The 24,259-nt window shown below is 60.4% G+C and carries 23 protein-coding genes; 13 read left to right on the top strand and 10 right to left on the bottom strand.

Annotated features, from left to right (window positions below; translation table 11 throughout):
• The first annotated feature begins 60 nt into the window (after positions 1-60).
• On the top strand, positions 61-621 hold the full coding sequence (locus IG627_RS09610) for an imm11 family protein (RefSeq protein WP_193192144.1): 561 nt from the start codon (positions 61-63) through the stop codon (positions 619-621).
• A gap of 119 nt (positions 622-740) precedes the next feature.
• Here the strand turns inward: IG627_RS09610 and ppnN are convergent, their stop codons facing one another.
• The 3 genes from ppnN to IG627_RS09595 form a co-directional block, all read right to left on the bottom strand.
• Positions 741-2,114 carry a nucleotide 5'-monophosphate nucleosidase PpnN gene (ppnN, locus tag IG627_RS09605; RefSeq protein ID WP_226864906.1) on the bottom strand — a complete coding sequence of 458 codons (1,374 nt, stop codon included), beginning with the start codon at positions 2,112-2,114 and terminating at the stop codon, positions 741-743.
• A 381-nt stretch (positions 2,115-2,495) separates the two neighbouring features.
• Positions 2,496-2,822, bottom strand: a complete 327-nt coding sequence (locus IG627_RS09600; RefSeq protein ID WP_193192143.1) for an alpha/beta fold hydrolase — start codon at positions 2,820-2,822, stop codon at positions 2,496-2,498.
• Positions 2,756-3,463, bottom strand: coding sequence for an alpha/beta fold hydrolase (locus IG627_RS09595; RefSeq protein WP_193192142.1), 708 nt, complete (start codon positions 3,461-3,463; stop codon positions 2,756-2,758). Before IG627_RS09595 ends, IG627_RS09600 begins: the two co-directional genes overlap by 67 nt.
• Positions 3,464-3,760: 297 nt before the next feature.
• On the opposite strand from IG627_RS09595, the gene IG627_RS09590 reads away from it, so the two are divergent.
• From IG627_RS09590 to aceE, 3 genes are all read left to right on the top strand, one after another.
• Positions 3,761-4,243: an Lrp/AsnC family transcriptional regulator gene (locus tag IG627_RS09590; protein WP_193192141.1), complete on the top strand. Its 483-nt coding sequence runs from the start codon at positions 3,761-3,763 to the stop codon at positions 4,241-4,243.
• Between the two features lie 95 nt (positions 4,244-4,338).
• The gene (gene megL / locus IG627_RS09585) at positions 4,339-5,526 is read left to right on the top strand and encodes a methionine gamma-lyase (RefSeq protein WP_193192140.1); all 1,188 of its coding nucleotides are present in this window, start codon (positions 4,339-4,341) and stop codon (positions 5,524-5,526) included.
• Between the two features lie 142 nt (positions 5,527-5,668).
• Entirely contained in the window at positions 5,669-8,368 is a 2,700-nt protein-coding gene (gene aceE, locus IG627_RS09580) for a pyruvate dehydrogenase (acetyl-transferring), homodimeric type (protein ID WP_193192139.1), read from the top strand.
• Between the two features lie 168 nt (positions 8,369-8,536).
• Here the strand turns inward: aceE and IG627_RS09575 are convergent, their stop codons facing one another.
• The 5 genes from IG627_RS09575 to IG627_RS09555 form a co-directional block, all read right to left on the bottom strand.
• On the bottom strand, positions 8,537-10,369 hold the full coding sequence (locus IG627_RS09575) for a M14 family metallopeptidase (protein WP_226864905.1): 1,833 nt from the start codon (positions 10,367-10,369) through the stop codon (positions 8,537-8,539).
• Between the two features lie 241 nt (positions 10,370-10,610).
• Complete coding sequence (gene lhpI, locus IG627_RS09570) at positions 10,611-11,585, bottom strand: bifunctional Delta(1)-pyrroline-2-carboxylate/Delta(1)-piperideine-2-carboxylate reductase (RefSeq protein WP_226864904.1); 975 nt, start codon at positions 11,583-11,585, stop codon at positions 10,611-10,613.
• 17 nt (positions 11,586-11,602) lie between these two features.
• Positions 11,603-12,673 carry a proline racemase family protein gene (locus tag IG627_RS09565; protein ID WP_193192138.1) on the bottom strand — a complete coding sequence of 357 codons (1,071 nt, stop codon included), beginning with the start codon at positions 12,671-12,673 and terminating at the stop codon, positions 11,603-11,605.
• Between the two features lie 96 nt (positions 12,674-12,769).
• Positions 12,770-13,498 (bottom strand): pseudouridine synthase, encoded by a 729-nt coding sequence (locus IG627_RS09560; protein ID WP_193192137.1) that lies wholly within the window; start codon positions 13,496-13,498, stop codon positions 12,770-12,772.
• Between the two features lie 154 nt (positions 13,499-13,652).
• On the bottom strand, positions 13,653-13,796 hold the full coding sequence (locus tag IG627_RS09555) for a hypothetical protein (protein WP_193192136.1): 144 nt from the start codon (positions 13,794-13,796) through the stop codon (positions 13,653-13,655).
• A gap of 99 nt (positions 13,797-13,895) precedes the next feature.
• Here IG627_RS09555 and IG627_RS09550 point away from each other — a divergent pair, with 99 nt between their 5' ends.
• Complete coding sequence (locus IG627_RS09550; protein WP_193192135.1) at positions 13,896-15,104, top strand: RtcB family protein; 1,209 nt, start codon at positions 13,896-13,898, stop codon at positions 15,102-15,104.
• A gap of 20 nt (positions 15,105-15,124) precedes the next feature.
• Positions 15,125-16,108: a hypothetical protein gene (locus IG627_RS09545; RefSeq protein ID WP_193192134.1), complete on the top strand. Its 984-nt coding sequence runs from the start codon at positions 15,125-15,127 to the stop codon at positions 16,106-16,108.
• Between the two features lie 206 nt (positions 16,109-16,314).
• On the opposite strand, the gene IG627_RS09540 is transcribed toward IG627_RS09545, so the two are convergent.
• Positions 16,315-16,701, bottom strand: coding sequence for a YchJ family protein (locus IG627_RS09540; protein WP_193192133.1), 387 nt, complete (start codon positions 16,699-16,701; stop codon positions 16,315-16,317).
• An 81-nt stretch (positions 16,702-16,782) separates the two neighbouring features.
• On the opposite strand from IG627_RS09540, the gene IG627_RS09535 reads away from it, so the two are divergent.
• The 3 genes from IG627_RS09535 to IG627_RS09525 all read left to right on the top strand — a co-directional run bounded on the left by IG627_RS09535 (position 16,783) and on the right by IG627_RS09525 (position 18,512).
• Complete coding sequence (locus IG627_RS09535; RefSeq protein ID WP_193192132.1) at positions 16,783-17,475, top strand: GDSL-type esterase/lipase family protein; 693 nt, start codon at positions 16,783-16,785, stop codon at positions 17,473-17,475.
• 94 nt (positions 17,476-17,569) lie between these two features.
• Entirely contained in the window at positions 17,570-18,121 is a 552-nt protein-coding gene (locus tag IG627_RS09530; protein ID WP_193192131.1) for an HNH endonuclease family protein, read from the top strand.
• An 85-nt stretch (positions 18,122-18,206) separates the two neighbouring features.
• On the top strand, positions 18,207-18,512 hold the full coding sequence (locus tag IG627_RS09525; RefSeq protein ID WP_193192130.1) for a hypothetical protein: 306 nt from the start codon (positions 18,207-18,209) through the stop codon (positions 18,510-18,512).
• A 6-nt stretch (positions 18,513-18,518) separates the two neighbouring features.
• Here the strand turns inward: IG627_RS09525 and IG627_RS09520 are convergent, their stop codons facing one another.
• A complete protein-coding gene (locus IG627_RS09520) occupies positions 18,519-20,180 on the bottom strand; it encodes a hybrid sensor histidine kinase/response regulator (RefSeq protein ID WP_193192129.1) in 1,662 nt (553 codons plus the stop codon).
• A 144-nt stretch (positions 20,181-20,324) separates the two neighbouring features.
• Between IG627_RS09520 and IG627_RS09515 the strand changes: the two genes are divergently transcribed.
• The 4 genes from IG627_RS09515 (at position 20,325) to IG627_RS09500 (ending at position 24,036) form a co-directional block, all read left to right on the top strand.
• The gene (locus IG627_RS09515; RefSeq protein ID WP_193192128.1) at positions 20,325-20,636 is read left to right on the top strand and encodes a helix-turn-helix domain-containing protein; all 312 of its coding nucleotides are present in this window, start codon (positions 20,325-20,327) and stop codon (positions 20,634-20,636) included.
• Between the two features lie 118 nt (positions 20,637-20,754).
• Positions 20,755-22,206, top strand: a complete 1,452-nt coding sequence (locus IG627_RS09510; protein ID WP_193192127.1) for an amidohydrolase — start codon at positions 20,755-20,757, stop codon at positions 22,204-22,206.
• Entirely contained in the window at positions 22,203-23,510 is a 1,308-nt protein-coding gene (locus tag IG627_RS09505) for an amidohydrolase family protein (RefSeq protein WP_319024539.1), read from the top strand. Before IG627_RS09510 ends, IG627_RS09505 begins: the two co-directional genes overlap by 4 nt.
• A gap of 130 nt (positions 23,511-23,640) precedes the next feature.
• Positions 23,641-24,036 (top strand): MAPEG family protein, encoded by a 396-nt coding sequence (locus tag IG627_RS09500; RefSeq protein ID WP_193192126.1) that lies wholly within the window; start codon positions 23,641-23,643, stop codon positions 24,034-24,036.
• The last annotated feature ends 223 nt before the right edge of the window (positions 24,037-24,259 follow it).

The following is a 24,259-nucleotide window of genomic DNA, read 5'->3' as shown; positions in this document are numbered from 1 at the left end:
GTTGCAGGCCGGAACGCAGCCAAACTACGTGATGAACAAAAAGGGCGTGGGGCTGCCGCAGTGATTTATCGAATACATCCGAATGTTAAGGAATACCTCCATTTCCTTGTCAGCGCCGACGAGGTGGAGGCCAAGCTCGGCGAGGGATGCCGGTTCCATCTTGAGAAAAAACCCAAGAGCTACCTTGACACTTGGAAGCCGCTGGAGGTCGAGTTTTTTAATAACTACGATTCCAAACCAAAGCCGCAACCGGATATTTCCGTGTGGAATGGCCGCCTCTATTTGAGCGAAAAAGCTTACAAAGTATTGGCCGAAGCGCTCGATGGTGGTAGCGAGGTTCTGCCCGTAACCTGTGGCCGGGAGCGCGGCTATCTGGTCAATGTGCTCAATAGCGCCGACACTGTCGATGCTATAAATTCCAGGTTGACCGTGCGCAACGAGTGGAATGAGCTGGTTTCACTCGGGTTTGATGATGGCAAAGTGAGTGACTTCGCTCTATTCCGCACCAAGCAAGACAGCTATCGCGGCATTTACTGCTCCGAAAAGGTCAAAGACCTGATAGAGTCCTCAGACTTGTCGGGCGTAGTATTCGCAGTCGACCTGGCTGATATGCCTGCCTGACACCAGTGAATCAATTCCCTGTTTCGACTCAAACCCAGGCATTGGGGGCGATGGGGCGACTTTCACTGAAGTCGCCATCTATTGGGTAGTTCGTCAAACTTTTACTCTGACTTTAACTTCTAGCCTGCACTGATCCGATAACAGGGAATATATGCCTTACCCGGCAGCTTCATCCTCTGCTGCTTCACAAAAGATTCCAGCAGGGCATCAATGCTGCGCATAATTGCCGGATCACCGCGCAGTTCATAGGGTCCATGCTTCTCCACGATCCGAATCCCCTCATCCTTGACGTTGCCGGAGACAATCCCGGAAAACGCCCGGCGCAGGTTGGCGGCCAGCAGGTAGGGCTCCTGATCCTTGTGTAATGCCAGGCTGTGCATATTCTCGTGGGTGGGGGCGAACGGCCGCTGGAACTCGGTCGACACCTTCAACTGCCAGTTGAAGTAATAGGCATCGCCGGTTTCCTTGCGGTGATCCCGCACCTCCTGGATACCCGCGGCCATCTGTCGCGCCACTTCCTGGGGATCGTCGATAATGATCTGGTACCTGGACCTGGCTTCCTCGCCCAATGTCTCGGTAATAAACTGGTCGATGCGGATAAAGTAGTCCGCGGCGCTGGCCGGGCCGGTAAATATTACCGGGAAGGGCTGTTCCCGGTTTTCCTCGTGCAGGAGTATGCCCAGCAGGTAGAGAATCTCTTCGGCGGTACCCGCGCCGCCGGGGAATACCACTATGCCGTGGCCGGTGCGCACAAAGGCCTCCAGCCGTTTCTCGATATCCGGCATTATGACCAGCTGGTTGACGATGGCGTTCGGTGCCTCGGCGGCGATGATGCCCGGCTCGGTAATGCCGAGATACTGTCCGTGGCGGTCGCGCTGTTTGGCGTGGCCGATAGTGGCGCCTTTCATCGGGCCTTTCATGGCACCCGGGCCACAGCCGGTACAGATGTCGAGGTGGCGCAGTGCCATCTCGTAGCCCACCTCCTTGGTGTAATCGTATTCCTCGGAAGAGATGGAGTGCCCACCCCAGCAGACCACCAGCCTGGGTACGCGGTTGCGATTAAAGGTGCCGGCGTTGCGCAGTATATGGAATACCGCATCGGTCACACCCTGTGCGGATACCAGGTCGTAGCGCGGGTCGCCGGTGATTTCGCTGTTCACGTAGATGATATCGCGGAGCACGGCAAAGAGGTGCTCGGCGATACCGCGAATCATCTTGCCATCTACAAAGGCATTGGCGGGAGCGTTTTTAACCTGGAGTTTTACGCTGCGCTCTGTCGGCGCGACGGAAATATCGTAGTCGGCATAGGTTTCCAGTAGCTCTTTGCCGTCATCCATATGCGCGCCGCTATTGAGTACGGCCAGGGAACAGTTGCGGAAAGTCTGGTGTTGGGGGCCGCGGCTTTCGTGGCTGAGTTTGTGGATTTCGTACTTGGAGAGAATGTCGAACTGCCCGGTAGGTGATACTTGTGCGTCGATAAGATCCGTAGACATGTAACCCTCAAATCATGCTGAAAGATTCTGCCGTACAGTAAGCGCCCTACGGCAGCTATTGAATAGTAGTCCAAGTCGTTGATTGCGTGCGCTTTTTCAGGTGGGTTTCGACCGAAAAATCCCTGCGTCGAATATTGATTGGTGATTAAATGTACAGTTCGGCTGGAAAATATACGTTTCAGAAGTTGGAGCGGAGTCCGTATTGATCGGGTCGGAGGATGGCGATGAAAAAACTTTTCCGGGCTGCTGTGCGCCATGTTGCCGTTAATATTGCCGTAGAAGTTGTCGATCGGTTGGCGAACATCGCGCGGCAAAAAATTCAGCTGTTATGTGATGCATTGGCTTCCGAAATTGGCGCCGCCGATCGGGTGGCCCCATTCGTCAGTGGCCGGTCGACGCGAGGAATTCGGCAATCTTGCCGTTGACCCATTCCGCCTGCTCCTGCCCGATCCAGTGCCCCGCCTCAATCACTTCACAGATGCGCAGATCGCTGCACTGCCGGTGCATATCCAGTCCGATACTCTCAGCATAGCGGTGGGTCCAGTCCTTGCTGCCGGTCAGGTACATCGCCGGTACTGTGATGGTGTTGTCTCCCTGTGCAGCCGTGCGCTCCCAGGTGCGTTCGAAGTTGCGGTACCAGTTCAGCGGCGACTCAAAGCCGTGGCGCCGGTAGCGGCTGGCGATATAGTCGAGGAAGTCCCGGGACATATATTCGGGGCGCTGTTCCGGCAGGGTGATGCGTTCCAGCAGGCCGGCGTCGCCGGCCTTTTGGCCCAGCAGGTCGAGGCGGCCGGTGAGGATTTTTTCCAGGGACAGGGGGTATCGCGGTTCAGGGCCTCGTGGGCGGCGGCCTTCTGGAAGTCGATAATGTAAAAGTAGTTATCGCCCATCTGCCGCTTCAGCGCGCTCAGGGTGTCGGTCTGGCCGCGCCCGAACCAGGGCACGCTCAGGCCGCCGACGCCCTTGATGCGCTCGGGGTGCAGCCAGGCGGTGTGCCAGGCGACGATACAGCCCCAGTCGTGGCCGATAATCACCCCCTGTTGCTGGTCGTAGGCGTCCAGCAGGCCGATCACGTCGGCCGCCAGCTCGACGGTGTCGTAGGCGGCGACGTCTTCGGGGGCGTCGCTGTCGCCGTAGCCGCGCATGTCCGGGGCCACCACCTTGTAGCCTTTGTCCACCAGGAATTTGATCTGCGGGCCCCAGCTGGCCCAGCACTCGGGGAAGCCGTGCAGCAGGAATACCGGCGGGCCTTCGCCGGCCTCGGCCAGGTTCAGGTGGATGCCGTTGCAGGCCTGGGTGCGAAAGCGAATTCCGTAGTTCTCTAATCCGTAAGCCAGTTTCTGGCCCATGGTTTCCCCGTCATTTTTATTGCCGGCCGCTGACCCGGGCCAGCGTAGCCGTTTGCCCGGGTATTGAACAGCGCTGCCCGAGCGGGCAGAGCGGTCCCGGGCCGCACCGAAACCGGCCGCTTCGGGATTCCCGCCCGGCAGTGTCCTCTGGGCCACCCTGACCCCGCCTAAGATTCCGCAAGCGCGGGGATACCGGGACAAAAGATTCTTCAGTTTTGACCAGATTTCGACCTTGCTGATTAACTATATTCGGAATATTCTAAGTTTTGCCTAATTTAAATCTGCAAAGGTCTCCCAATGTTAAACTCGATTTCGTCGCTGGATCGCACGGATATCGCCATCCTGCGGGTCCTCCAGGCCGAGGGGCGCATCAGCAATGTGGAATTGTCCGATCGCGTCCACCTGTCACCGCCGGCCACGCTGGCCCGGGTCAGGCGGCTGGAGGAGGAGGGCTATATCAGCGGCTACGCGGCGATGCTCAATCGGGAGAAGCTGGGCCACGACAACCTGGCCCTGATCGAGATTGCCCTGGAGCTGCACCAGCACGAGCGAATCGCCGAGGTACTGGATCGCCTGGTGGCCATGCCGGAAGTCCTCGAGTGCTATCACGTTACCGGTGAGTACGACTACATGATCAAAGTCTCCACCGTGAACAACCGCGCACTCGACCACTTCATCGCCACGCGCCTGATACCTCTACCGGGCATTGCCCGGATACATACCAGCATTGTGTTGAAGGCATTGAAGCAGACAACGCAGCTGGATTTGCCGGAACCCTAGGCGGGCACGCACATATGTGCCCGTCTAGAAGCTGTTTCAACACCCGCGCAGTAGTGATGAAGCAGCTTCTATTGATAACGATAAAAGAGGCACTTATGTGGGAATCAAAAAATATTGAAACCAACACCATTCACGGTGGCAAGAAATCCCAGGGCGAACACGGCCCCCTGTCGACGCCGATCTACCAGACGTCGACCTTTGTCTTCGACGATGTACAGCAGGGCGCGGACCGCTTTGCCGGCGATGCCCAGGGGCATATCTATTCCAGGCTCGGCAACCCCACCGTCGATGAGCTGGAAGCGCGCATGGCAGTGCTGGAGGAGACCGAGGCGGCGGCCGCTTTCGGTTCCGGCATGGGTGCGGTTTCCGCGGCGATCTTTGCCCTGCTCAAGGCCGGCGATCACCTGATCACTTCCCACCGCCTCTACGGCTGCACCTTTGCACTGTTCAATCACCAGCTGCCGGCGCTGGGTATCCAGGTCAGCTTTGTCGACCTGGCCGATGAACAGGCCGTGCGCGCGGCCATCAAACCGAATACCAAGGTGATTTACGGCGAGACGCCGATCAATCCCTGCCTGACGGTGATCGACCTGGACAGCATTGCGGCTATCGGGCGCGAGCAGGGCATCACCACGGTGATGGACAACACCTTTATGTCGCCGATCCTGCAGCGCCCGGCCACCCACGGTATCGACCTGGTGCTGCACTCCGCCACCAAGTACCTGAACGGCCACGGCGATGTGGTGGCCGGTATTCTGTGCGGCTCCAGCGAGCTGATCAATCACATCAAGATGACCACGCGCAAGGATATGGGCGCAGTGATGAGCCCCCACGACGCCTGGCTGGTGATCCGCGGCCTCAAGACCCTGCACCTGCGCGTGCAGCGCCACAGCGAGAATGCGCAGGTGGTGGCGGAATACCTGCAGGGCCATGGCGCCATCGAGAAGGTCTACTACCCGGGGCTGCCGGAGCATCCCGGCCATCGCCTGCTCGGCAGGCAGATGCGCGGTGCCGGCGGGGTCATGGCCTTTGAGGTGAAGGGCAGCTTCGAGCAGGCGGTGGCCTTTATCAACCAGCTGAAGATGTGCAAGCGCGCGGTCAGTCTCGGCGACGCCGAGACCCTGATCCAGCACCCGGCCTCCATGACCCACTCCACCTATGAGCCGGAGGAGCTGGCCGAGGCGGGTATCTCCCGCACGCTGATCCGTCTCGCGGTGGGCCTGGAGAATGCCGAGGACATTATGGCGGACCTGGACCAGGGCCTCGCCAGCATCGGCGGCTAACCGCCGGACTCGCTAGACAATAATAAGTCGCCGTCGCGCGAAGATTTCCGGCGCCATTGAACCCGCGTTCATTGGCGCCCGTGTGTCGGGCGCGATTTGGCGTTTTCCATCAGTACCGAGCCGCTAGGGGTGCACGGTGAATATGCAAGTCAATCCGCACGACTTAATTGCAGATCAGGATTCAGAGCTGCAGGAATGGCTGGAATCCCTGGACGATATCCTGCGCTACCAGGGCGGGGACCGCGCCCAGGAAATACTGCGCGCGCTGCAGGAGCGCCTCGTCAGGCGCGGCGTGCCATTGGACCAGGCGCCGCTGAACACCCCCTACCGCAATACGATACCGCTGTCCGAACAGCCGCCTTACCCCGGCAACCTGAAGCTCGAGCAGCGCATCGAAAATATCATCCGCTGGAATGCCATCGCCATGGTATTGCAGGCCGCCGACAGCGGATCCGGTGTCGGCGGTCATATCGCCACCTACGCCTCCGCCGCCACCATGCTGGAAGTGGGGTTCCATCATTTCTTCCGCTGCCGGGATACGGACTACGGCGGCGACCTGGTCAACGTGCAGGCGCACGCGGCGCCCGGTATCTATGCCCGGGCTTTTCTGGAGGGGCGGCTCACGGAGCGGCAGCTGCAGAATTTCCGCCGCCAATTGCAGCCGGGCGGCGGCCTCCCTTCCTATCCGCACCCGCGGCAGATGCCGGATTTCTGGCAGGCGCCCACCGCCTCCATGGGGCTGTCCACACCCTCGGCCATCTACCAGGCGCGCTTTGCCAAGTACCTGCAGGCACGCGGACTGAAGCCGGATAACGGCGGCAAGGTCTGGAATTTTATCGGCGATGGCGAGGCGGACGAGCCGGAAGTGCTGGGCACCATCAATATCGCCGCGCGGGAGAAACTCGACAACCTGGTGCTGGTGGTCAACTGCAACCTGCAGCGCCTCGATGGCCCGGTGCGCGGCAACGGAAAAATCATTCAGGAGCTGGAGCGCAGCTTTCGCGGCGCCGACTGGCAGGTGATCAAGGTGGTCTGGGGCAGCGGTTGGGACACACTGCTGCAGAATGATCGCAACGGCGTGCTGCAAAGGCGCATGGACGAAACCCTGGACGGCGACTACCAGATGTACTCCACCCGGCCCGGTGGCGCCCAGCGTGAACACTGGGTGGAAAACTCCCCGGAGCTGCAGGCATTGATGAGCAGCCTCACCGATGAAGAGGTCCGGGAGATAAAGCGCGGCGGCCAGGACCCGAAAAAAATCTACGCCGCCTTTGCCCGCGCCGCGCAGAGCAACGGCAGGCCGACGGTAATACTGGTCAAGACGGTGAAGGGCGATGGACTGGGCGAGTCCACCCAGGGTAAAAATACCGCGCACCAGAAAAAACAGTTTTCCACGGAAGAGCGCGTCGGTATCGGCCGCAGGCTCGGCATTCCGCTGGCGGACGAGGAGCTGGCGCGGGCCGGCTTCTACTGCCCGGCCGAGGGTTCCGAGGAGCTGCGCTACCTGCGCGACAGGCGTCGTTCACTCGGCGGCGGTATGCCCTACCGGCGGGTGGACAGTGCGCCGCTGCAGGCGCCGGACAGGGCGCTGTTTGAAGAGTTCTATTGCGGCAGCGGGGAGCGGGCCCTCTCCACCACCATGGCGGTGGTGCGCATGATGGCCAAGCTGATCAAGGATAAGCGTGTCGGCAAGTACATAGTGCCGATTGTCCCGGACGAGGCGCGCACCTTCGGTATGGAGGCGCTGTTCCGCGAGGCCGGTATCTACGCCCCCGGTGGGCAGAAGTACCTGCCGGTGGACGCAGACAGCCTGTTGCCCTACCGCGAGGCAGCGGACGGGCAGATACTGCAGGAGGGCATTTGCGAGGCCGGTGCCATGGCGTCCTTCCTCGCCGCCGGCACCGCCTACGCCAACCACGGGGTGCCGACCATCCCGCTGTATATCTTCTACAGCATGTTCGGCTTCCAGCGGGTGGGGGATATGATCTGGGGCTGCGCCGACAGCATGTGCCGCGGCTTCCTGCTCGGCGGCACGGCCGGCCGCACCACGCTGAACGGCGAAGGGCTGCAACACCAGGACGGCCACTCCCACATACTGGCATCGACGGTGCCGAATATGCGCAGTTACGATCCGGCCTTCGCCTACGAGCTGGCGATGCTGCTGCGCGACGGTATCGAGGTGATGTACGAGCGGGGCGAGCAGGTCTTCTACTTCCTGACCGTCTACAACGAGAACTACCCCATGCCGGCCATTCCCGGTGGAGAGCAGGCGCGCATCGAGGAGGGAGTGAAAAAAGGAATCTACCTTTTCCGCCCGTCGGACAACACGGATGGCGCACAGCCGACGGTGCAACTGTTCGGCAGCGGCAGCATCATGCAGCAGGTGCTGGACGCCCAGGCCCTGCTCGCCGAGCGTGGTATTTCCGCGGATGTGTGGAGCGTGACCAGTTACTCGGAGCTGGCGCGGGATGCGGAGAGGGTAGAGCGCCTGCAGCGGATGCAGCCGGGGGCGCAACATGAGTCCTATCTGGAGCGGGTGCTTGAATCGGTTGATGGCCCCATAGTCGCCTGTACCGACTATATGCGCGCGCTGCCGGCGAGCATCGCGCGCTGGGTGCCGGGGCACTTTGTCGCCCTCGGCACCGACGGATTCGGGGTGTGCGAATCGCGGCAAGACTTGCGCAAATACTTCGAGGTGGATGCAGCCAGTATCGCCTATGCCGCACTTGCCGCTCTCCGTGATCAGGGGGAGATCACTTCGGAAAGGCTCAAATCATTGGGCGATGGGCTGGGTGTTTTCGACGAGTTTTCCCGCGCTGCAGACGCCGAGTTTCCTGGATAGATACGGGTTAGGGCCCTTTACTAATCGCGATCGTAGGGTGCGCCGTGCGCACCGAAAGGCTCGGCAGTCCGCATCAGCTCTGATGTGGTGCGCACGGCGCACCCTACGGGACCGGTTCAAATGGCTATTTAGGGGTGCCCTTCAGCGGGCATTCGAAAACCGTGCGGCTCAATACTCCATCAGCACCGGATACATCAGGTAGACCTGGTCGTAGTAAGGGCTGCGCTGGTAGAAAAAGTCCAGGCGCGCCTTCGGATCCTCGGCGAACGCCTTGTCCTGCAGGCGCTGTTCAAATTCCTTTTTTAATGCCGGATCCCGTTGCAGCATTTGTTGCGCCAGTGGCACCAGCGCGTAGGGCTCGTAGTACTCGGTGCGCTGGAAAATCCGGTTAAAGAACCCCCACTGGAAGAAGGAGTCGGGCCCGCGCGGGTCCAGCAGGGCCACCGCCAGGCTGCCCAATGGCTGGTCGGTGCTGATTTTGGCATAGCCATCGAGCGGAGCCTCGATCTGCTCCTCCTCGAATTCTCCCTTGACCCGGAAGTGGCCTTCGAAAGGGCTTTCGGCGAACTCGTGCTTGTCGACTTTGAAGCGGGTCAGTGCGGCCGCCCTGCGCCGCGGTTCGGTAATCTCGATACCGTGTGCTTGCAGTCGCTCCAGCACCAGTGTCTCATTTTTCGGCAGGTAGAAGGCCTCGGGCACTCGTACCTCCACCGCTTTTACGTTATCGACGAATACGGGGAGGGAAGGGTAATCCAGGGCCTCGCCGAGCCAGGCCACCTGCTCGGTGCCGCTGATGGGGTTCTTTTCCTTCCGGTAGGCGATGCCCTTGAAGGGCTTCTGCGCAAATACCGAGAGGTCGGGCTTCTTGTTGGTTGCCCAGGCGAGTACCTGGTTTTGCGGGCGGCGCTTCTGATCGTCGGCAATGGCCTGGCTGAGCCTGTCTCCGTCCTCGGCCAGCGCTTTGAGGGCCGCGTCGATCAATACATAGGTTCCCAGTACCCGCTGGCGATAGGGTTTTAGCGAGTGGTTCTCCACCAGCACCGTGGGGGTGTGGCGCAGGTCGCCGAGACCGTTGGAGAAGCGGGGCGGGGCCGTCCAGTGGTTGATACCCTCGGCAAAGTCCTGTCGGTTCACACCGAACACCAGCGGGCCCGGGATATGGCCACTGGCGGTCAGGGCTGAGTCCAGGTCCTTCTGCAGGCGGGTTTCCAGCCACTTTGTGCTGGCCGGTGAATCGGTGGCGAAGGAACCGTTGTAGCCGTAGGTGATATCGTACTGGTAGTCCTCACCATCGGTGACATGGATATCCAGGTAGAGGCTGGGTTTGTACGCGTTGATCACGCCCATTACCGCGCGCATCTCCGGTGTGTCGAGCTTGGCGTAGTCGCGGTTCAGGTTCAGGTTGTTGCCGTTGGTCCGCCAGCCGGCGTTGTCCGGGCCCCGTTGATTCATGCGTGAATACAGGTCGGCGCGCTCGTGGCCGTCCACATTGAGGATGGGAATCAACAGCAGGTTTGTGCGCTCGATCAGCTGGCGCAGCTCCCGGTCGCCATTAACATAATCCCGCAGCAACATCAGGCTGGCATCCTTGCCGTCGATCTCGCCCGAATGGATACCCGCCTGCACCAGCAGGGTCGGTTTGCCATTTGTTCTGGGATCGCTGCCGCCCTCGGTCAGGGTTACCAGCTGCACCTGCCGTCCCCCGGTGGAGGTGCCGATTTCGATGATCTCGATATCCGCGCTGTCCGCGGCCAGGCGATCGATAAAGGCGCGGGTCTGCCGGTAATTCGGCGTGGTGCGGAAGTCGTTGGCCTCTGCAGGCGTCACCCAGTCGCCCTCGCGCACGATCAGTTGTTCGGAAGCGCCCTGCCATGGAATCAGTTTTGGCAGTGGCGCCTGTAACTGGGAGTCACTCTGGGCCGAGTGGGACGCAAAGGTAGCGACGGCCATCAGGCAGTGGGCGAAGAGGGCGGAGCCTGCAAACTTAGTGACTTTGAGCATGAGGGATACTTCCCAGAGTGAAAGGGCGATTGATCTCAACTCGCAGTTCTCGCCGCCGAAGGCGGAAAACCGGGGCGTCGACCACCGGCGCTTTATATCATCCGGGCTGCCGAAAATCTCGTGTGCCGTCAGGCCTTCGAGTTGCAGTACAAGCGCAGCACGACCGCAGGCGGGGTCTCACTAACGGATGTCGAGATGGATCCGTGCCTCCGCCGGGCGGCCAGATTGGGTCACCCCACTTTTAATCCGGCCCGGATGCTGCCATCGAGTGGCGGTGCCTATCGTACACCAGTCGCGCCGCCACCAGATCCTCCAGGGCGTGGCCCACGGACTTGAAACAGGTGATGCTGTCCTGCGCCCGTGGCAGTGGGGCTGGGTTGCGGCACAGGCTCGGCAGATCGCCGCGTACGGATTCCGGATTGAGCTGGCCGCTGGCGATGGGAATGGCCAGGTCCCCGGTTTCCGCCAGCGCCTGGGGGAGTGCGTCGGCATAGAGCGCCACGCGTTTGATCAGCGTATCGTCCGCCTCGCGCATATCCGGGCGGTAGGCACCCACCAAGTCGATATGCTGATCGGGGCGCAACCAGTCGCCGTGCAGCAGCGGGGTTTTGCTCAGGGTGGCGCAGCTGACGATATCCGCCCGGTGCACACTCTTCTCCAGGTCGGTGCAGGCTTCGGTGGCGTAGGCCTCGCACTGCAGGGACTGCGCCAGTGCCTGTGCCTTTCCATGGTCTCTGCCCCAGATCAAAATTCTTTCGATCGGGCGCACGCTGGTGTGCGCGTGAATGAGTTGCGGGGCCAGGGTGCCGGTGCCGACCATCAGCAGCGTGCGGGCATCGGCCGGGGCCAGGTAGTCGGCAGCCAGGGCCGAGGCGGCGGCCGTGCGCCGGGCCGTCAGGGCGGCCGCGTCCATGATGATTCTGGGGGTGCCGGTGGCGGCCTCGTAGAGGGCGTACTGGCCCTGGATCGACGGCTCATCGATATTGTCCGGTGCGACCACGACCGTCTTTACTCCCAGGTAACCATCTGCCTCCCAGGCGGGCATCAGCAGCAGGGTGTTCTCCCCATCGCGCCTGCGCGAATAGGTGTAATGGTGGTGGTGGCGTGGGGGAACCTGGATCTGCTGCTCGCGAAACGCCGCGCGCAGGCCTTCGATCAGCTGGGGGTAGTTCAGGGCTTCGGCGACCTGCCAGTGGTCCAGGTACTGCATTTTCATATAGCTCCTCAATCGGGTCAGCGCAGAAAAAAACCGTGTTTAAACGGGTCTGCCGGGTCGATATGAAACCGGTGCTCCCCGGTGATACTGGCCGAGCCCTGTATCTCCGGGATTACCGCGGGGTGCCCGCCGTAATGGGTGGTGTCCGCGACTTTGCCGGTAAAGACACTGCCCAGGATGCTCTCGATGCGCAGGGGTTTGCCCGCGGGCAATAGGCCCTGGGCGTGATGGAGCGCCATGCGCCCGGCTACGCCGGAACCGGTGGGGGATCTGTCCAGCTCACCGTCGGCGAACACGCAGGCATTGCGACTGTCTGCCGATTCGGTGGCGCAGCTGTCGAGGAAAATGGTGCCGTACAGGAAGCTGAGATCCGTCTCGTAGGGGTGTTCTATCGCAGGGCCCTGTTCCGCTACCGCCTTCTTTACTGCGCGCCCGGCATCGATAATCCGAGTGGCGTTTTCCGCGCTCAGCGAGAAGGGCAGCTGTGCGGCATCCACATAGGCGTAGAAGGCACCGCCATAGGCGATGTCGTAGTTCAGCTGTCCCAGCCCTGGCACGGAAACGCGCTGGTTCCGGGCCAGCACAAATGATGGCACGCACAGGAAGCGTGCGCTTTCGACCCGCTCGTTTTCGCCCTGCCGGGCGAAGGCGTGTATGCGGCCACAGGGTGCATCGATGGTCACCGCTGTTTCCTCGCCTGCACCGCGGGTATCCACCCAGCCCATCTCCACTGCCAGCGTGGCCAGCGCGATCACCGCGTGACCGCACATGGTGCTGTAGCCCTCGTTGTGCAGGAAAATGACCCCGAAGTCCGCCTCTGCGGAGTTGGGTGGCACCAGCAGGCAGCCGTACATATCCGCGTGGCCGCGGGGTTCCCACATCAGTGCGGTGCGCAAGTGATCGAACTGCGCGCGCACCCGGCTGCGGCAATCCAGCACATCTTTGCCGCTGATTTCGGGAAAACCGTCCAGTATCACCCGCAGCGGCTCGCCGCCGGTGTGCATGTCGATGGTGTCTATCGCCAGCCGGTCCTCCCGAGGGGGCAGCCGGCGGCTTTGCAGGATTCGCTGGTAGCTGCTGTTCGGCATTATCGTTACCTGCTTAAAATTATTTTGAGTACAATAACAATTGTTATTGAGGAGTGCAAACGACCGGTGACGGGAGGGGGGCGGGTGCGAGCGGACCTATTCGGGCAGGCGCCAGCCGAAATTCTGCAGCAGGGAGAGAAACTGGCCCCGCGGCGGCGCGACCAGATTCAGGCGCTCGCCGGTCACCGGGTGGTCCAGTTGCAGTTGCAGGGCGTGCAGCAGCAGGCGGCTGCAGCCAAAGTGCTCTGCGAAGAAGCGGTTGTGCACTGACTTGCCGTACTTGGGGCAACCGATCAGTGGGTGGTGGATATGCTTGAAGTGGCGGCGTATCTGGTGCCGGCGGCCGGTGACCAGCTGAATTTCCACGAGGGAGTAGCGGCTGGTGGGGTAGCGGTCTACGGCGTAGGGGACTTCGATGGTGTCGAGCCTGCGGTAAATGGTGACCGCCGATTGGCGGGGAAGCTCGGCCCTGGGACGCTTGCGCTGATGCTTGAAATCGGCCACCGGCGGCAGCGGATAGTCGATCACGCCCTCCTCTGGGCAGTAGCCTCGGCAGACGGCGATATATTTTTTTAACGATTCCTCGCCCTCCAGCTGCGCCTGTACCTGCGCGGCTATCTCCCCGCTCTTGCCGAAAACGATGATGCCGGAGGTGGGTTTGTCCAGCCGATGAATGGGGTACAGGTGGCAGCCGACCAGGTCGCGCAGGAACTGCAGCAGGACCCGCTCTTCGCGAGGATCTATATCCGAGCGGTGCACCAGCCAGCCTTCGGGCTTGTAGGCCGCGACGAGACAGCCGTCTTCAAAGATGATTTCCGGGTACATGCTCTTCCATATCGACTGCAAACCTTGCGTCGGAATTATATGGTGCCTGCAACTGCCTTTCACGACAGTCTTCGAATGGTATTTTATAAAAAATACGTCAATCGACGATTTTCTGTTGACATTCTGTCGGCGCTGTTTAGACTCGCCACAACTTTCAATCACTCTCCAATTCGCCGTAGTCCGCAGCTACGGCAGCACATGAAAAAGGAGCCATAAAATGCGCTATCAACCAGTAAAAAATCGGTTTATCTAAAAGCCTTTCATGTGCTCGCGCTTGAAAGGTGACATCGCCTTTCAAGCCAGAACTTCCTGAAGCCCTGGCAAATGCCGGGGCTTTCTTTTTTCCGGCCTCGAAAGGCAATTTTTATAAAAACGTGGAGTAATCCAGGGATTCGTTATGCCTGTAAAAATGGTACTGAACAATAATGCACCGCCGGGAACAGTCCCGGTAAAAATCTACACCGAAGAGGTGGAGCCGGCAGCATTGCAACAATTGAAGAATATTGCCCAGCTGCCGATAGTGCACTCGCACGTGGCGGCCATGCCCGATGTGCATCTCGGCAAGGGGGCCACCGTGGGATCCGTGATTCCCACCGTCAGTGCGATCATTCCCGCTGCGGTGGGGGTGGATATCGGCTGCGGCATGAACGCGGTGCGTACATCGCTGCGCGCAAACCAGTTGCCGGACAACCTGAAGTCGCTGCGGGACGCCATTGAGGTGAAAGTCCCCGTGGGCTTTGGTCGTCACAAGATGATTAACGCCCGGGAAGCTGCCTGCAAACATCTTGCTCCCGGAGCGGACAGGTTGTTCGACAAGCATCCGCAACTGCTGAAAAAGCTGCGCCAGCCGCAGCAGACCTGGGTGACCCAGCTGGGTACCCTCGGCAGCGGCAACCACTTTATCGAGATCTGTCTCGATGAGAGCAACGCGGTCTGGGTGATGCTGCACTCCGGCAGTCGCGGCATCGGCAATGCCATCGGCCAGCACTTTATCCAGCTGGCACGCAGGGATATGGCCGGGTATATGCACAATCTGCCGGACCGGGATCTCGCCTACTTCAGCGAGGGCAATGGCCACTTCGACGATTATATCGAGGCGGTCAACTGGGCCCAGGAATACGCGCGGGTAAACCGCCAGGAGATGATGAAACTGGTGTTAGGCTGCCTGCGCGCGCATCTGCCCGAATTCACCCTGACGTCCGAGGCGATCAACTGCCACCACAACTACGTGGTGCGGGAACGGCATTTCGGACGCGATGTATTCGTGACGCGCAAAGGGGCGATCAGCGCACAGCGGGACCAGCTGGGAATTATCCCCGGCTCCATGGGCGCCAAGTCGTCTATCGTGCGCGGCCGCGGCAACGCGGATTCATTTTGCTCCTGCGCTCACGGCGCCGGGCGCAAGATGAGCCGCACCGCGGCCCGCAAGCGTTTCACCCGCCAGGACCTGGAGGAGCAGACCCGAGGTATCCAGTGCAGGAAGGACAGCGGCGTGATCGACGAGATACCCGCGGCCTACAAGGATATCGATCGGGTCATGCAAAACCAGTCCGATCTGGTGGATGTGGTGCATACGCTGCGACAGGTTATTTGTATCAAGGGTTAGAGAGGAGCCGCGTAGCAGACATGGACGTCAAACTGGCAGAGGAAATCATCGCGTGCCTGTCGCAGGGACGCACCAAGTATTTCTATTTTAAGAACAAATATGCCCTGACGCTGTTGGGGCACTACTGTACTGGTGGCAGGCCGGTTGCTGCCCTGCGTCAGAGCCATATGCGGCGCCTGCTCGACAAGCCTCTGGTGAGGGAAGTACTGGGATCCTGTGGTGATGGGATAGCCCGTCCGGAAGTGTTTTCCAGCTATTGGCCGGAGTATTTCCATTGCTACACCCTGAGCCTTGACCTCTGGGGCAGTGAGCGCAGGAGCAGCTGGCACCAAACATCGAGGGCGGGGCGCAACCTGGTTCTGCAGCTGAACTTTTCCAATGAGCACGACAGGGTTTACCGCGAATTGAAAGTCGACGCTGACGCTTCGCCGTTTGATTTCGCCGGCCATCCGACGAGCAGGACGCGCAATACCCTGGCCTGGTCGCGGATCGACCTGGACCTGGAGTCGGATACGGCACTGATCGAAGAGGTCCAGAACGATTGGCTGCGGGAGGCATCCTGGCTGTTCAAGCACGCGAAACGGTGCCTGGCATCAAGGCCAGGCGCGCGCAGGCGGCGCTGGTACGAGACTTTCTCACCGCAACAGGCGGTGGAATATTTCGAGAAAGCCATAGCTCCTCACCTGGGGCACTGGTCGGAAGCCATGCTCGCGGCAACGGTCGAGTTTTTACTGACGGAGATAGGCATCCACAGGATCTATTTCCACAGCTGGGAGACCGGCTGTAAGGTGAAAAACTGCAGACCACCAAGGTCTGTCTATTCGACGCTGCCGGAAAAGTTCTGTTTCCGTCGCGTTGCCGCCGGTCCGCAATTTCTGTACGACGACAAGTCTTCGAGGAGGAAGATGAGAAAGATAGATAATCAGCAGTGGTATTTATTGGATTTTACTGAGGAGAGCCATAGCAATGAAAAACAACAGACCGCGCAATCGCGTTGCGCTTAACCCACTGCTTCGCAAGGGCGGCGCCCATGTCAGGGCCAGGTCCGGCGAGCGGTTCGCCAATAAACAGAAAATGTTGAAGGCGGCGCGGGAGTGGAAAGGCTCCCGCGATTTTTTTGGGTTCTCACCATTATGCCCGTAGGGTGCGCCGCGCGCACCAAAAGAGGTATAAAACCGCATCCATCCTGATGTGGTGCGCACGGCGCACCCTACGGCCAGCCGGAAATAGGCTCTACATACACCCAGCGCTTCCTGTACAGCTTGAATAGCGACACTTCGTGCATCGAGTGCTCTATGTCGTTTTCCAGGTACCAGGCCCTGAATTCCACCACCGATTTCTTCAGCCCCTGCTTGCTCCTGATCACTTCCAGCCGTGTCCACTGAGTCTGCAGATCCCCCGCAACCAGTTCCGGGCAGGTATCCGGATGCCAGCTCTTGCGCAGGTAGGGCAGGTTGCCGGTGGAGAAGGCGCTGAAACGGCTGCGCATCAGGATTTCTGCGCTGTTTGGGTAGGCTTTGCCCGAAAGGTAAAGGTCGCAGCAGTCAGCAAAGGGCTTTCCGGAGCTGCACGGGCATTGGGTGTTGGGTTGGATCATGGCGGGTCCGGGGGCTGATGCGGTCGGGGTGATATTGTGGCAGGCTTGCCCCCATCTGAACAATGAAAGCGGAGAAACGCTATGTGGAAGCCCCTCGCCCTCTTGGGGGCAATGCTAATCGCCGCCGGCGGTGCGGCCGCCGCCCGGGCTGCGGATTATGCCAGCCCCCTGATCTTCGAGCGCGAAGTGGCGAACTTCAACCGCCTGGGCGGGCGGCAGCCCATCGAGCCCGGCGGGGTAGTGGTTACCGGCAGCTCCAGTATCCGCATGTGGCACCCGCGCATCCGACGGGACCTGGGCGGCATTCGGGTGATTCCACGCGGCTTTGGCGGCAGCAATATGAACGACCTGCTGTATTACTCGGACCAGCTGATCTCCAGGCATCGACCCAGGGCCGTGGCCATCTATGAGGGTGACAACGATATCGTCCAGGGGATAGAGCCGCAGCAGGTGGTGGATAAATTTTTGGCGCTGGCCGACAAGCTGCGCAAGGAGAACCCAGAGCTGCGTATCTATTTTATTTCCATCAAGCCGAGCCTGGCGCGCTGGTCCCTGTGGCCAAAAATGCAGCAGACCAACCGCATGATCGAAAAACTGTGCGATGAGCGCGAGCATTTCTTCTATATCGATGTGGCCAGCGCACTGCTGGAGAAGAGCCGGCCGAGGAGGGATATCTTTATCGCAGACGGGCTGCACCTGAATGAAAAGGGCTACGAACTTTGGTCCGGTGCGGTGGCGGCAGTGCTGGAGCGGGGCGAGAGCGCCTTCGAATAATTTCGCTACACCTTTCCGTCACAGTGAATTGATCGATATTCTGCGAGGATAGATTTCTGTACGATTGTGCCAAACATTGGTTGGTAGTAGTCGTATGTGTATTCGATCAATTTCTCGACGTTTTGTTTTTCTTTTATCCCTGTTCGCCAGCCTTTCAGCAACGGCGACTTCCTACGAGCGAGCGGAGTGGCTGCCACGCTGGTCTGACTTCGACAGCGACTGCCAGGATACCCGGCACGAACTGCTGGTCCGCTATTCCCTGGCCCCGATCACATTTACCCGCACAGACAACTGCAAAGTGGCCACCGGCCTGTGGCTGGATCCCTACACCGGCAACTTCTACAGCAAGGCATCGGACCTGGACGTGGAGCATATTGTACCGCTCAAATGGGCCCACGAACGCGGTGGTGCCCACTGGAGTCGCGAGCAGAAGCGCCGCTTCGCCGAGGACCCGGACAACCTGTGGCTGGTGGACGACGGCCGCAACCAGAGCAAGGGCGACCGCGGCCCGGACGAGTGGATGCCGCCCTACGCGCCCGTCTCCCGCATCTATGTGCAACGCTTTATGGCCATAGTGCAGAAGTATGGCCTGCAGCCGTCGATCGCGGAGGTCAGCCGCTTCGAGGCGCTGGCGGCGGGCTCCTAGGCGTCTGCCGGGGCAGGGGAAGGATATATGCGCCAACTACTGCTACGCTTAACGGGAGTCAGTCGTTGAAATCACGGGTGAGGTTATGTGGCAGTGGTTGCTTGTCGCCGGGCTGGTATTGCCCGCCTCCCTGCTGGCCCTGGCCGTCGACGATACTACCGGCGCACAGACGGATGGGGGGCAGAGTCCGACGCTGAGCTTCTGCCAACTGCGTTTCTACGAAGAGGACGACGGCCGCTTGTTGTGCAACTGGGCGGTCAACTTCAATTTTGCCTGTTTCGTCTCCTATCCGTCGAATAAGGTCATCCAGGCCGGGGCGAAAATCTCCGAACCGGAAGTGGTCGGCGAGTGCGACAACGGGGAAGCGGTAATCAAACTCTTTCACTACTGATCCACATCAGCCGGGCTCTGGAACGGCTGTTGCCGGTAACTGGCCTTCGGCAATCAACGCCTCAATTTTTTTCTGCAGCTTCTCGTAGGTAAAGGGTTTCTGGATGCAGTCCAGGATGCCGTCCGCGAGGATCTCCTGGACCTTGCTGTCGACACTGTAGCCGGTGGACAGAATCGCCTTGATATCGGGGTTGATGCGTTTCATAAAGGCGAACAGCTGCTGGCCGTCCATACGCGGCATGATCATATCCAGCAGTACCAGGTCCACATTTTCATATTCCTGGCGGTAGAAATTGATGGCCTCTTCGGCGCTGGCGAAGGTGATCACATCGTGACCGTGCATTTCGAACAGTGTTTTCGAGTAGCTGCGTACTATGGCTTCGTCGTCCACTACCATAATGCGGATATTTCTCTCCTCGATGACGGGGCTGGCCTGGGGGTTGGAGAGCCTGGCGCAGTCCTTGATGATCGGCAGATAGAGATCGAAGCTGCTTCCCTCGCCCTCATTGCTGCGGCAGCGGATGGCGCCTTTGTGCAGATGGGTGGTGCCGTACACGGCCGCCAGCCCCAGCCCGGCGCCGCGGCCGCTCTCCTTGGTGGTGAAGAATGGCTCGAAGATACGCCGGCGCACTTCGGCGGACATGCCGGTACCGCTGTCGCTGATGTTGATCAGCAGGTACTGGCCCGGCTCTATCTCGAAGTCGGAAATTTTGGTCGAGCTGTCAATGGCGATATTGCTGGTGGCAAATCGCAGTGTGCCGCCCTGGGGCATGGCGTCCTTGGCGTTGATACCGAGATTCAGCAGGGCGCTCTTCAACTGGGCGATATCCCCTTTGACATGGGGGCGGCTGGCGTCCAGCTGCCGTTCGATATCGATGCGGCGGTCGATGGTGCGCTCGAGCATGGCGCAGACATCGCGGATGATTTCGTGGGTATTGCACTCGCTCAGCTGGTAGTTGCCCTTGCGCGCGAAGGTGAGCAGCTGCTTGGTGAGCTCGGCGGCGTGGTGGGCAGTGGTGAGTATATGGGAGATGTATTCGCCAATGCGTGCATCGCAGGTCAACTGCTGGATCACCTCGGCGTAGCCGGTGATGCCGTGGATCATATTATTGAAGTCGTGGGCGATACCGCCGGCCAGCTCGCCGATGGCCTGCATCTTCTGCGCCTGGCGCAGTTCCTCCTCGAGTAGCCGCTGCTTGGTGATATCAGAGCCGATACTCAGCACACCGATGGCATTGCCATTTTCATCGGTCAACAACTTGTTGGTCCAGGCGATCCACACCCGCTCGCCACTCTTGGTGATATTCTCGTTGACGTTGTAGCGGTGCTCTTCCGGGTAATTGCAGATGTGGTCCATCAGCGGGCGCAGGTCGCGGCCGGTGCTCTCACTGGCGGGCACAATGGTTCCGACCACATGCTGGCCGATGATCTCGGCCTCGGTATAGCCAAAGAATTGCTGGGCGTATTCATTGAAGAAAGTGATATAGCCGGTCTTATCCCAGCGCAGGATAATGGAATTGGCGTGCTCGACGAGTTCGCGGTAGCGCTCCTCACTCTTGCGCAGTGCCTCGTAAATATGCCGCGAATCCTGTGCTGTCGCAGGTGAGGTGACCGGTTCCCGCTCCGCAGTGTCCTCAAGCGGGGAAATATTATTTTTTCTTCTTTTCATCCATCCTTCCTGGATATTTTTTCGCCAATCATTCCATCACGATGGATTGACAAAGTCCAGGTCGCTTTTGGGAAGAAACGCACATTTTGCGCGTCTCTACCTGAAGCTATAATTTCCCATTTCGGCGATCGGGCGTTAATGAAATTGAACTCGAATAAGTCACAGAAACTGCTGGTGCAATTGGGTGAAGACTTTCGCCGCCTGCGCCTTGCCCGCAATATTGCCCAGGATGCGCTGGCAGCCGATGCGGGTGTGGGCCTCAGTACACTGAAGCGGCTGGAAGTCGGCCGCGGTTGTAACCTGGCGGCATTGGTCCAGTTGTTGTCGGCGCTGGGTTGCGCGGAGCAGTTTGAATCATTTTTTGCACAGTTGGCCGGTGGCGTGACCGGTGAACGAGCCGATCCCGCGGACCAGCGCCGGCGCGCCTCATCGCCGCGCAAGCCCGCCGCGGAGTGATGTGGAAGTTTTGGTAATGGCCAATGGGCGCCAACCTGTTAGCATGCAACGCGATAACTGATTGGGGTGGGCGCTCCGTTTCCTCCCTGCTCATCAATATAAAAATGGAAGATTGACTATGCAGCTGCAATTTCTGTTTGCGCAACCCGGGCGAACCGCCGGGCGCTGTATCGCGGCACTGCTCAGGGCCGCGACTCTAGTTGGGGCCGCAGTGCTTATACCGGGCTGCGGGGGAGAAGAGGAGGGCGGCGATGATGGGAAGTCCGTGAGTTTCGCCCGCCAGGACGCTTTCCCCTCTACCTATTCCATAACCCAGTCCCGCCCTGTGCTGATTCAGGGGGCGACCCTGCTCACCGGCACCGGCGAACAGCTGGACAACACCGACCTGTTGCTGGAAGAGGGCAAGGTCGCCGGGATTGGCGAGAATCTCAAGGCACCCAAGGGTGCCCTGGTGGTAGACGGCAAGGGCAAGTGGGTGACGCCGGGGATTATCGACGTGCACTCACACCTGGGTAACTACCCGGCGCCTGCCATCGAGTCCTCCCAGGACGGCAACGAGATGACCGCACCCAATACCGCACAGGTATGGGCGGAGCATTCGGTCTGGACCCAGGATCCGCAATTTGCCCTGGCCCTGGCCGGCGGCGTGACCACCCTGCAGATACTGCCGGGCTCCGCCAACCTGTTCGGTGGCCGCAGCGTGACCCTGAAGAATGTCCCCGGTCGCCGCGTACAGGATATGAAATTTCCCGGTGCGCCCTATGGCGTGAAGATGGCCTGCGGCGAAAACCCCAAGCGGGTCTACGGCGGCAAGGGCACATTGCCCTCCACCCGTATGGGCAATGTGGCCGGCTACCGCAGCGCCTGGATCGCCGCCAGCAACTACAAGAAGAAGTGGGATAACTATCGCGAGAAGGGCGGTGACCAGCCGGATCGCGATCTGCAGCTGGAAACCCTGGCGGGTGTGCTCAATGGCGAGATACTGGTGCATAACCACTGCTATCGCGGCGAGGAAATGGCGGTGATGATGGATATCGCCGAGGAATTCGACTTCGACATTTCCACCTTCCACCACGCGGTCGAAGCCTACAAGGTGGCCGACCTGCTGGCTGAGAACAATGTCTGTGCAGCCATGTGGGCCGACTGGTGGGGCTTCAAGCACGAGGCCTTCGACATGACCGAGGCCAATATCGCCATCGTCGACCAGGCCGAGGCCTGCGCGATGATTCACTCGGACGATGCGGTGGGCATACAGCACCTGAACCAGGAAGTGGCCAAGGCCATGGCTTCCGGACAGCGCGCCGGATTCGATATTCAGCCCAGGGACGCCGTGAAGTGGATGACCCTGAACCCGGCCAGGGCACTGGGTGTCGACGAGCTGACCGGCAGCCTGGAGAAGGGCAAGATGGCCGACGTGGTGGTCTGGTCCGGCAATCCGTTCAGCGTCTACAGCCACGCGGACCAGGTCTTTATCGACGGCGAACTGATGTACGACCGCAGCGACAGGAGTCGCCAGCCCCACAGCGACTTCGAGCTGGGAATTCTGAATGCGGAGGGAGAGCGGCTGTGAATAGAAGAATCATGAAAAAGAGCGCACTGATCTGCACCCTGGCACTGGGGCTCGCGGCGCCGGCACTGCAGGCGGAAACCCTGCTGATCAAGGGCGGCAAGGTGCACACCCTGGCCGATGCGGGCACCCTGGAGAGCGCCGATATCCTGGTGCGCGACGGTCGCGTGGAGTCGGTTGCCCCGACTCTCAATGTGTCCGCGGACAAGGTAATAGATGCGAGCGGCAAGGTGGTGACTCCGGGTGTGATAGCGCCGGATACCCAGCTGGGTATCACCGAAATCGGCGCTGCCGCGGCGACCAATGATGACGCCGCGGTGGAGGGCGAGAACACCAGGGGGGTGCAGATAGGCACCGCCTACGATCCGCTTCCGGCCTATAACCCGCACTCCACACTGATTCCGTTCAACCGTGCCGGCGGCGTTACCCGTGCCCTGGTGATACCGGGCAGTCAGCACAAGATCTTCGCCGGGCGCAGTTTCGCCATCAAACTGAACGGCGCCATGGACAGCGTGGTCGGCACCGACCTGGCGCAGCGGGTCTACCTGGGTGAGGCCGGCGCGCACCTGGCCGGCGGCAGCCGCGCCGTGGCCTACGGGCAGGTCAGGCAGGCGCTGGGCGAGGCGCGCGAGTATGCGGCCAACCGCGAGGCGATTCGCCGCGGCGACTGGCGCGACCTGAGCCTGACCGTTGCCGACCTGGAGGCGCTGCAACCGCTGATCAGCGGTCGCGAGCCCATGCTGGTAGCGGTCAATCGCGCGAGTGACATACTGCAGGCGATCAAACTGGCGCAGGAATTCAATCTGCGCCTGGTGGTTGAAGGAGCTGCAGAGGGCTGGATGGTGGCGGATCAGCTGGCCGAGGCCAAGGTGCCGGTGGTGATCGATGCGATGAACAACCTACCCATCTCCTTCGAGAGCCTTGGCGCGCGCCTGGACAATGCGGCACTGATGCACAAAGCGGGTGTGACCGTGATTATTCGCGGCCCGGGTTGGCTCGCCACCCACGATGCCTTCCTGTCGCGCCAGTCCGCCGGCAATGCGGTGGCCAACGGCCTGCCGTATGAAGAGGGGCTCAAGTCCATCAGCCGCAATGTGGCGCAGGTGTTCGGTATCGACGGCGGCAGCATAGAGCCGGGTGCGGTGGCGGATATCGTGGTCTGGAGCGGCGACCCGCTGGAGGTCACCAGCCACGCGGAACAGGTGCTGATCGACGGTGTACCCCAGTCACTGGTCAATCGCTCCACGCGCCTGCGCGACCGCTACCTGAAGCCCGAGCAGGGGCATGGCTTCGGCTACAAACATTAGTTGGAACTACAAATATTAGGGCGCTCAATGTAGGGTGCGCCGTGCGCGCCACACCGACCTGATTACTGGTTTGGGTGTATTCGGTGCGCACGGCGCCCCTGCGGAGTGATATTTACAGAAGGGGGAGATAATGGCTGTCAATGTAACCGCACTCTACGCAGGCCTCTGCGCCATCCTGATCATTGCCCTGGCATTTCGCGTGGTGCAGTTCCGCCGCTCGAAAAAAGTCGGGCTCGGCAGCGGCCAGGATCGCGATAGCGAGATCCGCGTCCGTGTACACGCCAATGCGATCGAGTATATCCCGATCGCGCTGGTATTGATGTTGATTGCAGAGCTTTGCGGTCTCGCCGCCACCTGGCTGCATCTGCTCGGAGGCCTGTTTGTACTGGCGCGGCTGATGCACGCCTACGGGCTCACTGCGGGGCAGGGCGGCTATCACCCGGGGCGCTTTGTGGGCACGGCGTTGAGTTGGGTGGTAATCCTGGTACTGGCCGTTATCGATATCGGTTTTGCCCTGGCAGGGTAAGTTTGCAGGGTGCGCCGTGCGCACCGAATGAAGGTTGGTACTGTCTTCAGTGCTTCCCGATGCGCACGGCGCACCCTACGGGGTGTCCCGTCCTAAAATAGGTTTACGGTTTTCAACTAAGCCAGCTCGACCCCCGAGCTGGCTTTTTTGTGCACAGATTCCGGCGTTTCCATGCCGAGGCTCAGGTGCGGCCGCAAGTGGTTGTAGGCGTATATGGACTCCT

Source organism: Microbulbifer taiwanensis (genome assembly GCF_014904815.1).
Lineage (GTDB): Bacteria > Pseudomonadota > Gammaproteobacteria > Pseudomonadales > Cellvibrionaceae > Microbulbifer > Microbulbifer taiwanensis.
Note: the sequence above shows the minus strand (reverse complement) of the source record. Positions and strands in the feature narration are given on the sequence as shown.

Coding starts and splice junctions, on each gene's coding strand:
- ppnN (WP_226864906.1), bottom strand. CDS start 2,114: ATGTCTACGGATCTTATCGACGCACAAGTATCACCTACCGGGCAGTTC.
- IG627_RS09600 (WP_193192143.1), bottom strand. CDS start 2,822: ATGTCCCGGGACTTCCTCGACTATATCGCCAGCCGCTACCGGCGCCAC.
- IG627_RS09595 (WP_193192142.1), bottom strand. CDS start 3,463: ATGGGCCAGAAACTGGCTTACGGATTAGAGAACTACGGAATTCGCTTT.
- IG627_RS09590 (WP_193192141.1), top strand. CDS start 3,761: ATGTTAAACTCGATTTCGTCGCTGGATCGCACGGATATCGCCATCCTG.
- megL (WP_193192140.1), top strand. CDS start 4,339: ATGTGGGAATCAAAAAATATTGAAACCAACACCATTCACGGTGGCAAG.
- aceE (WP_193192139.1), top strand. CDS start 5,669: ATGCAAGTCAATCCGCACGACTTAATTGCAGATCAGGATTCAGAGCTG.
- IG627_RS09575 (WP_226864905.1), bottom strand. CDS start 10,369: ATGCTCAAAGTCACTAAGTTTGCAGGCTCCGCCCTCTTCGCCCACTGC.
- lhpI (WP_226864904.1), bottom strand. CDS start 11,585: ATGAAAATGCAGTACCTGGACCACTGGCAGGTCGCCGAAGCCCTGAAC.
- IG627_RS09565 (WP_193192138.1), bottom strand. CDS start 12,673: ATGCCGAACAGCAGCTACCAGCGAATCCTGCAAAGCCGCCGGCTGCCC.
- IG627_RS09560 (WP_193192137.1), bottom strand. CDS start 13,498: ATGTACCCGGAAATCATCTTTGAAGACGGCTGTCTCGTCGCGGCCTAC.
- IG627_RS09550 (WP_193192135.1), top strand. CDS start 13,896: ATGCCTGTAAAAATGGTACTGAACAATAATGCACCGCCGGGAACAGTC.
- IG627_RS09545 (WP_193192134.1), top strand. CDS start 15,125: ATGGACGTCAAACTGGCAGAGGAAATCATCGCGTGCCTGTCGCAGGGA.
- IG627_RS09540 (WP_193192133.1), bottom strand. CDS start 16,701: ATGATCCAACCCAACACCCAATGCCCGTGCAGCTCCGGAAAGCCCTTT.
- IG627_RS09535 (WP_193192132.1), top strand. CDS start 16,783: ATGTGGAAGCCCCTCGCCCTCTTGGGGGCAATGCTAATCGCCGCCGGC.
- IG627_RS09530 (WP_193192131.1), top strand. CDS start 17,570: ATGTGTATTCGATCAATTTCTCGACGTTTTGTTTTTCTTTTATCCCTG.
- IG627_RS09525 (WP_193192130.1), top strand. CDS start 18,207: ATGTGGCAGTGGTTGCTTGTCGCCGGGCTGGTATTGCCCGCCTCCCTG.
- IG627_RS09520 (WP_193192129.1), bottom strand. CDS start 20,180: ATGAAAAGAAGAAAAAATAATATTTCCCCGCTTGAGGACACTGCGGAG.
- IG627_RS09510 (WP_193192127.1), top strand. CDS start 20,755: ATGCAGCTGCAATTTCTGTTTGCGCAACCCGGGCGAACCGCCGGGCGC.
- IG627_RS09500 (WP_193192126.1), top strand. CDS start 23,641: ATGGCTGTCAATGTAACCGCACTCTACGCAGGCCTCTGCGCCATCCTG.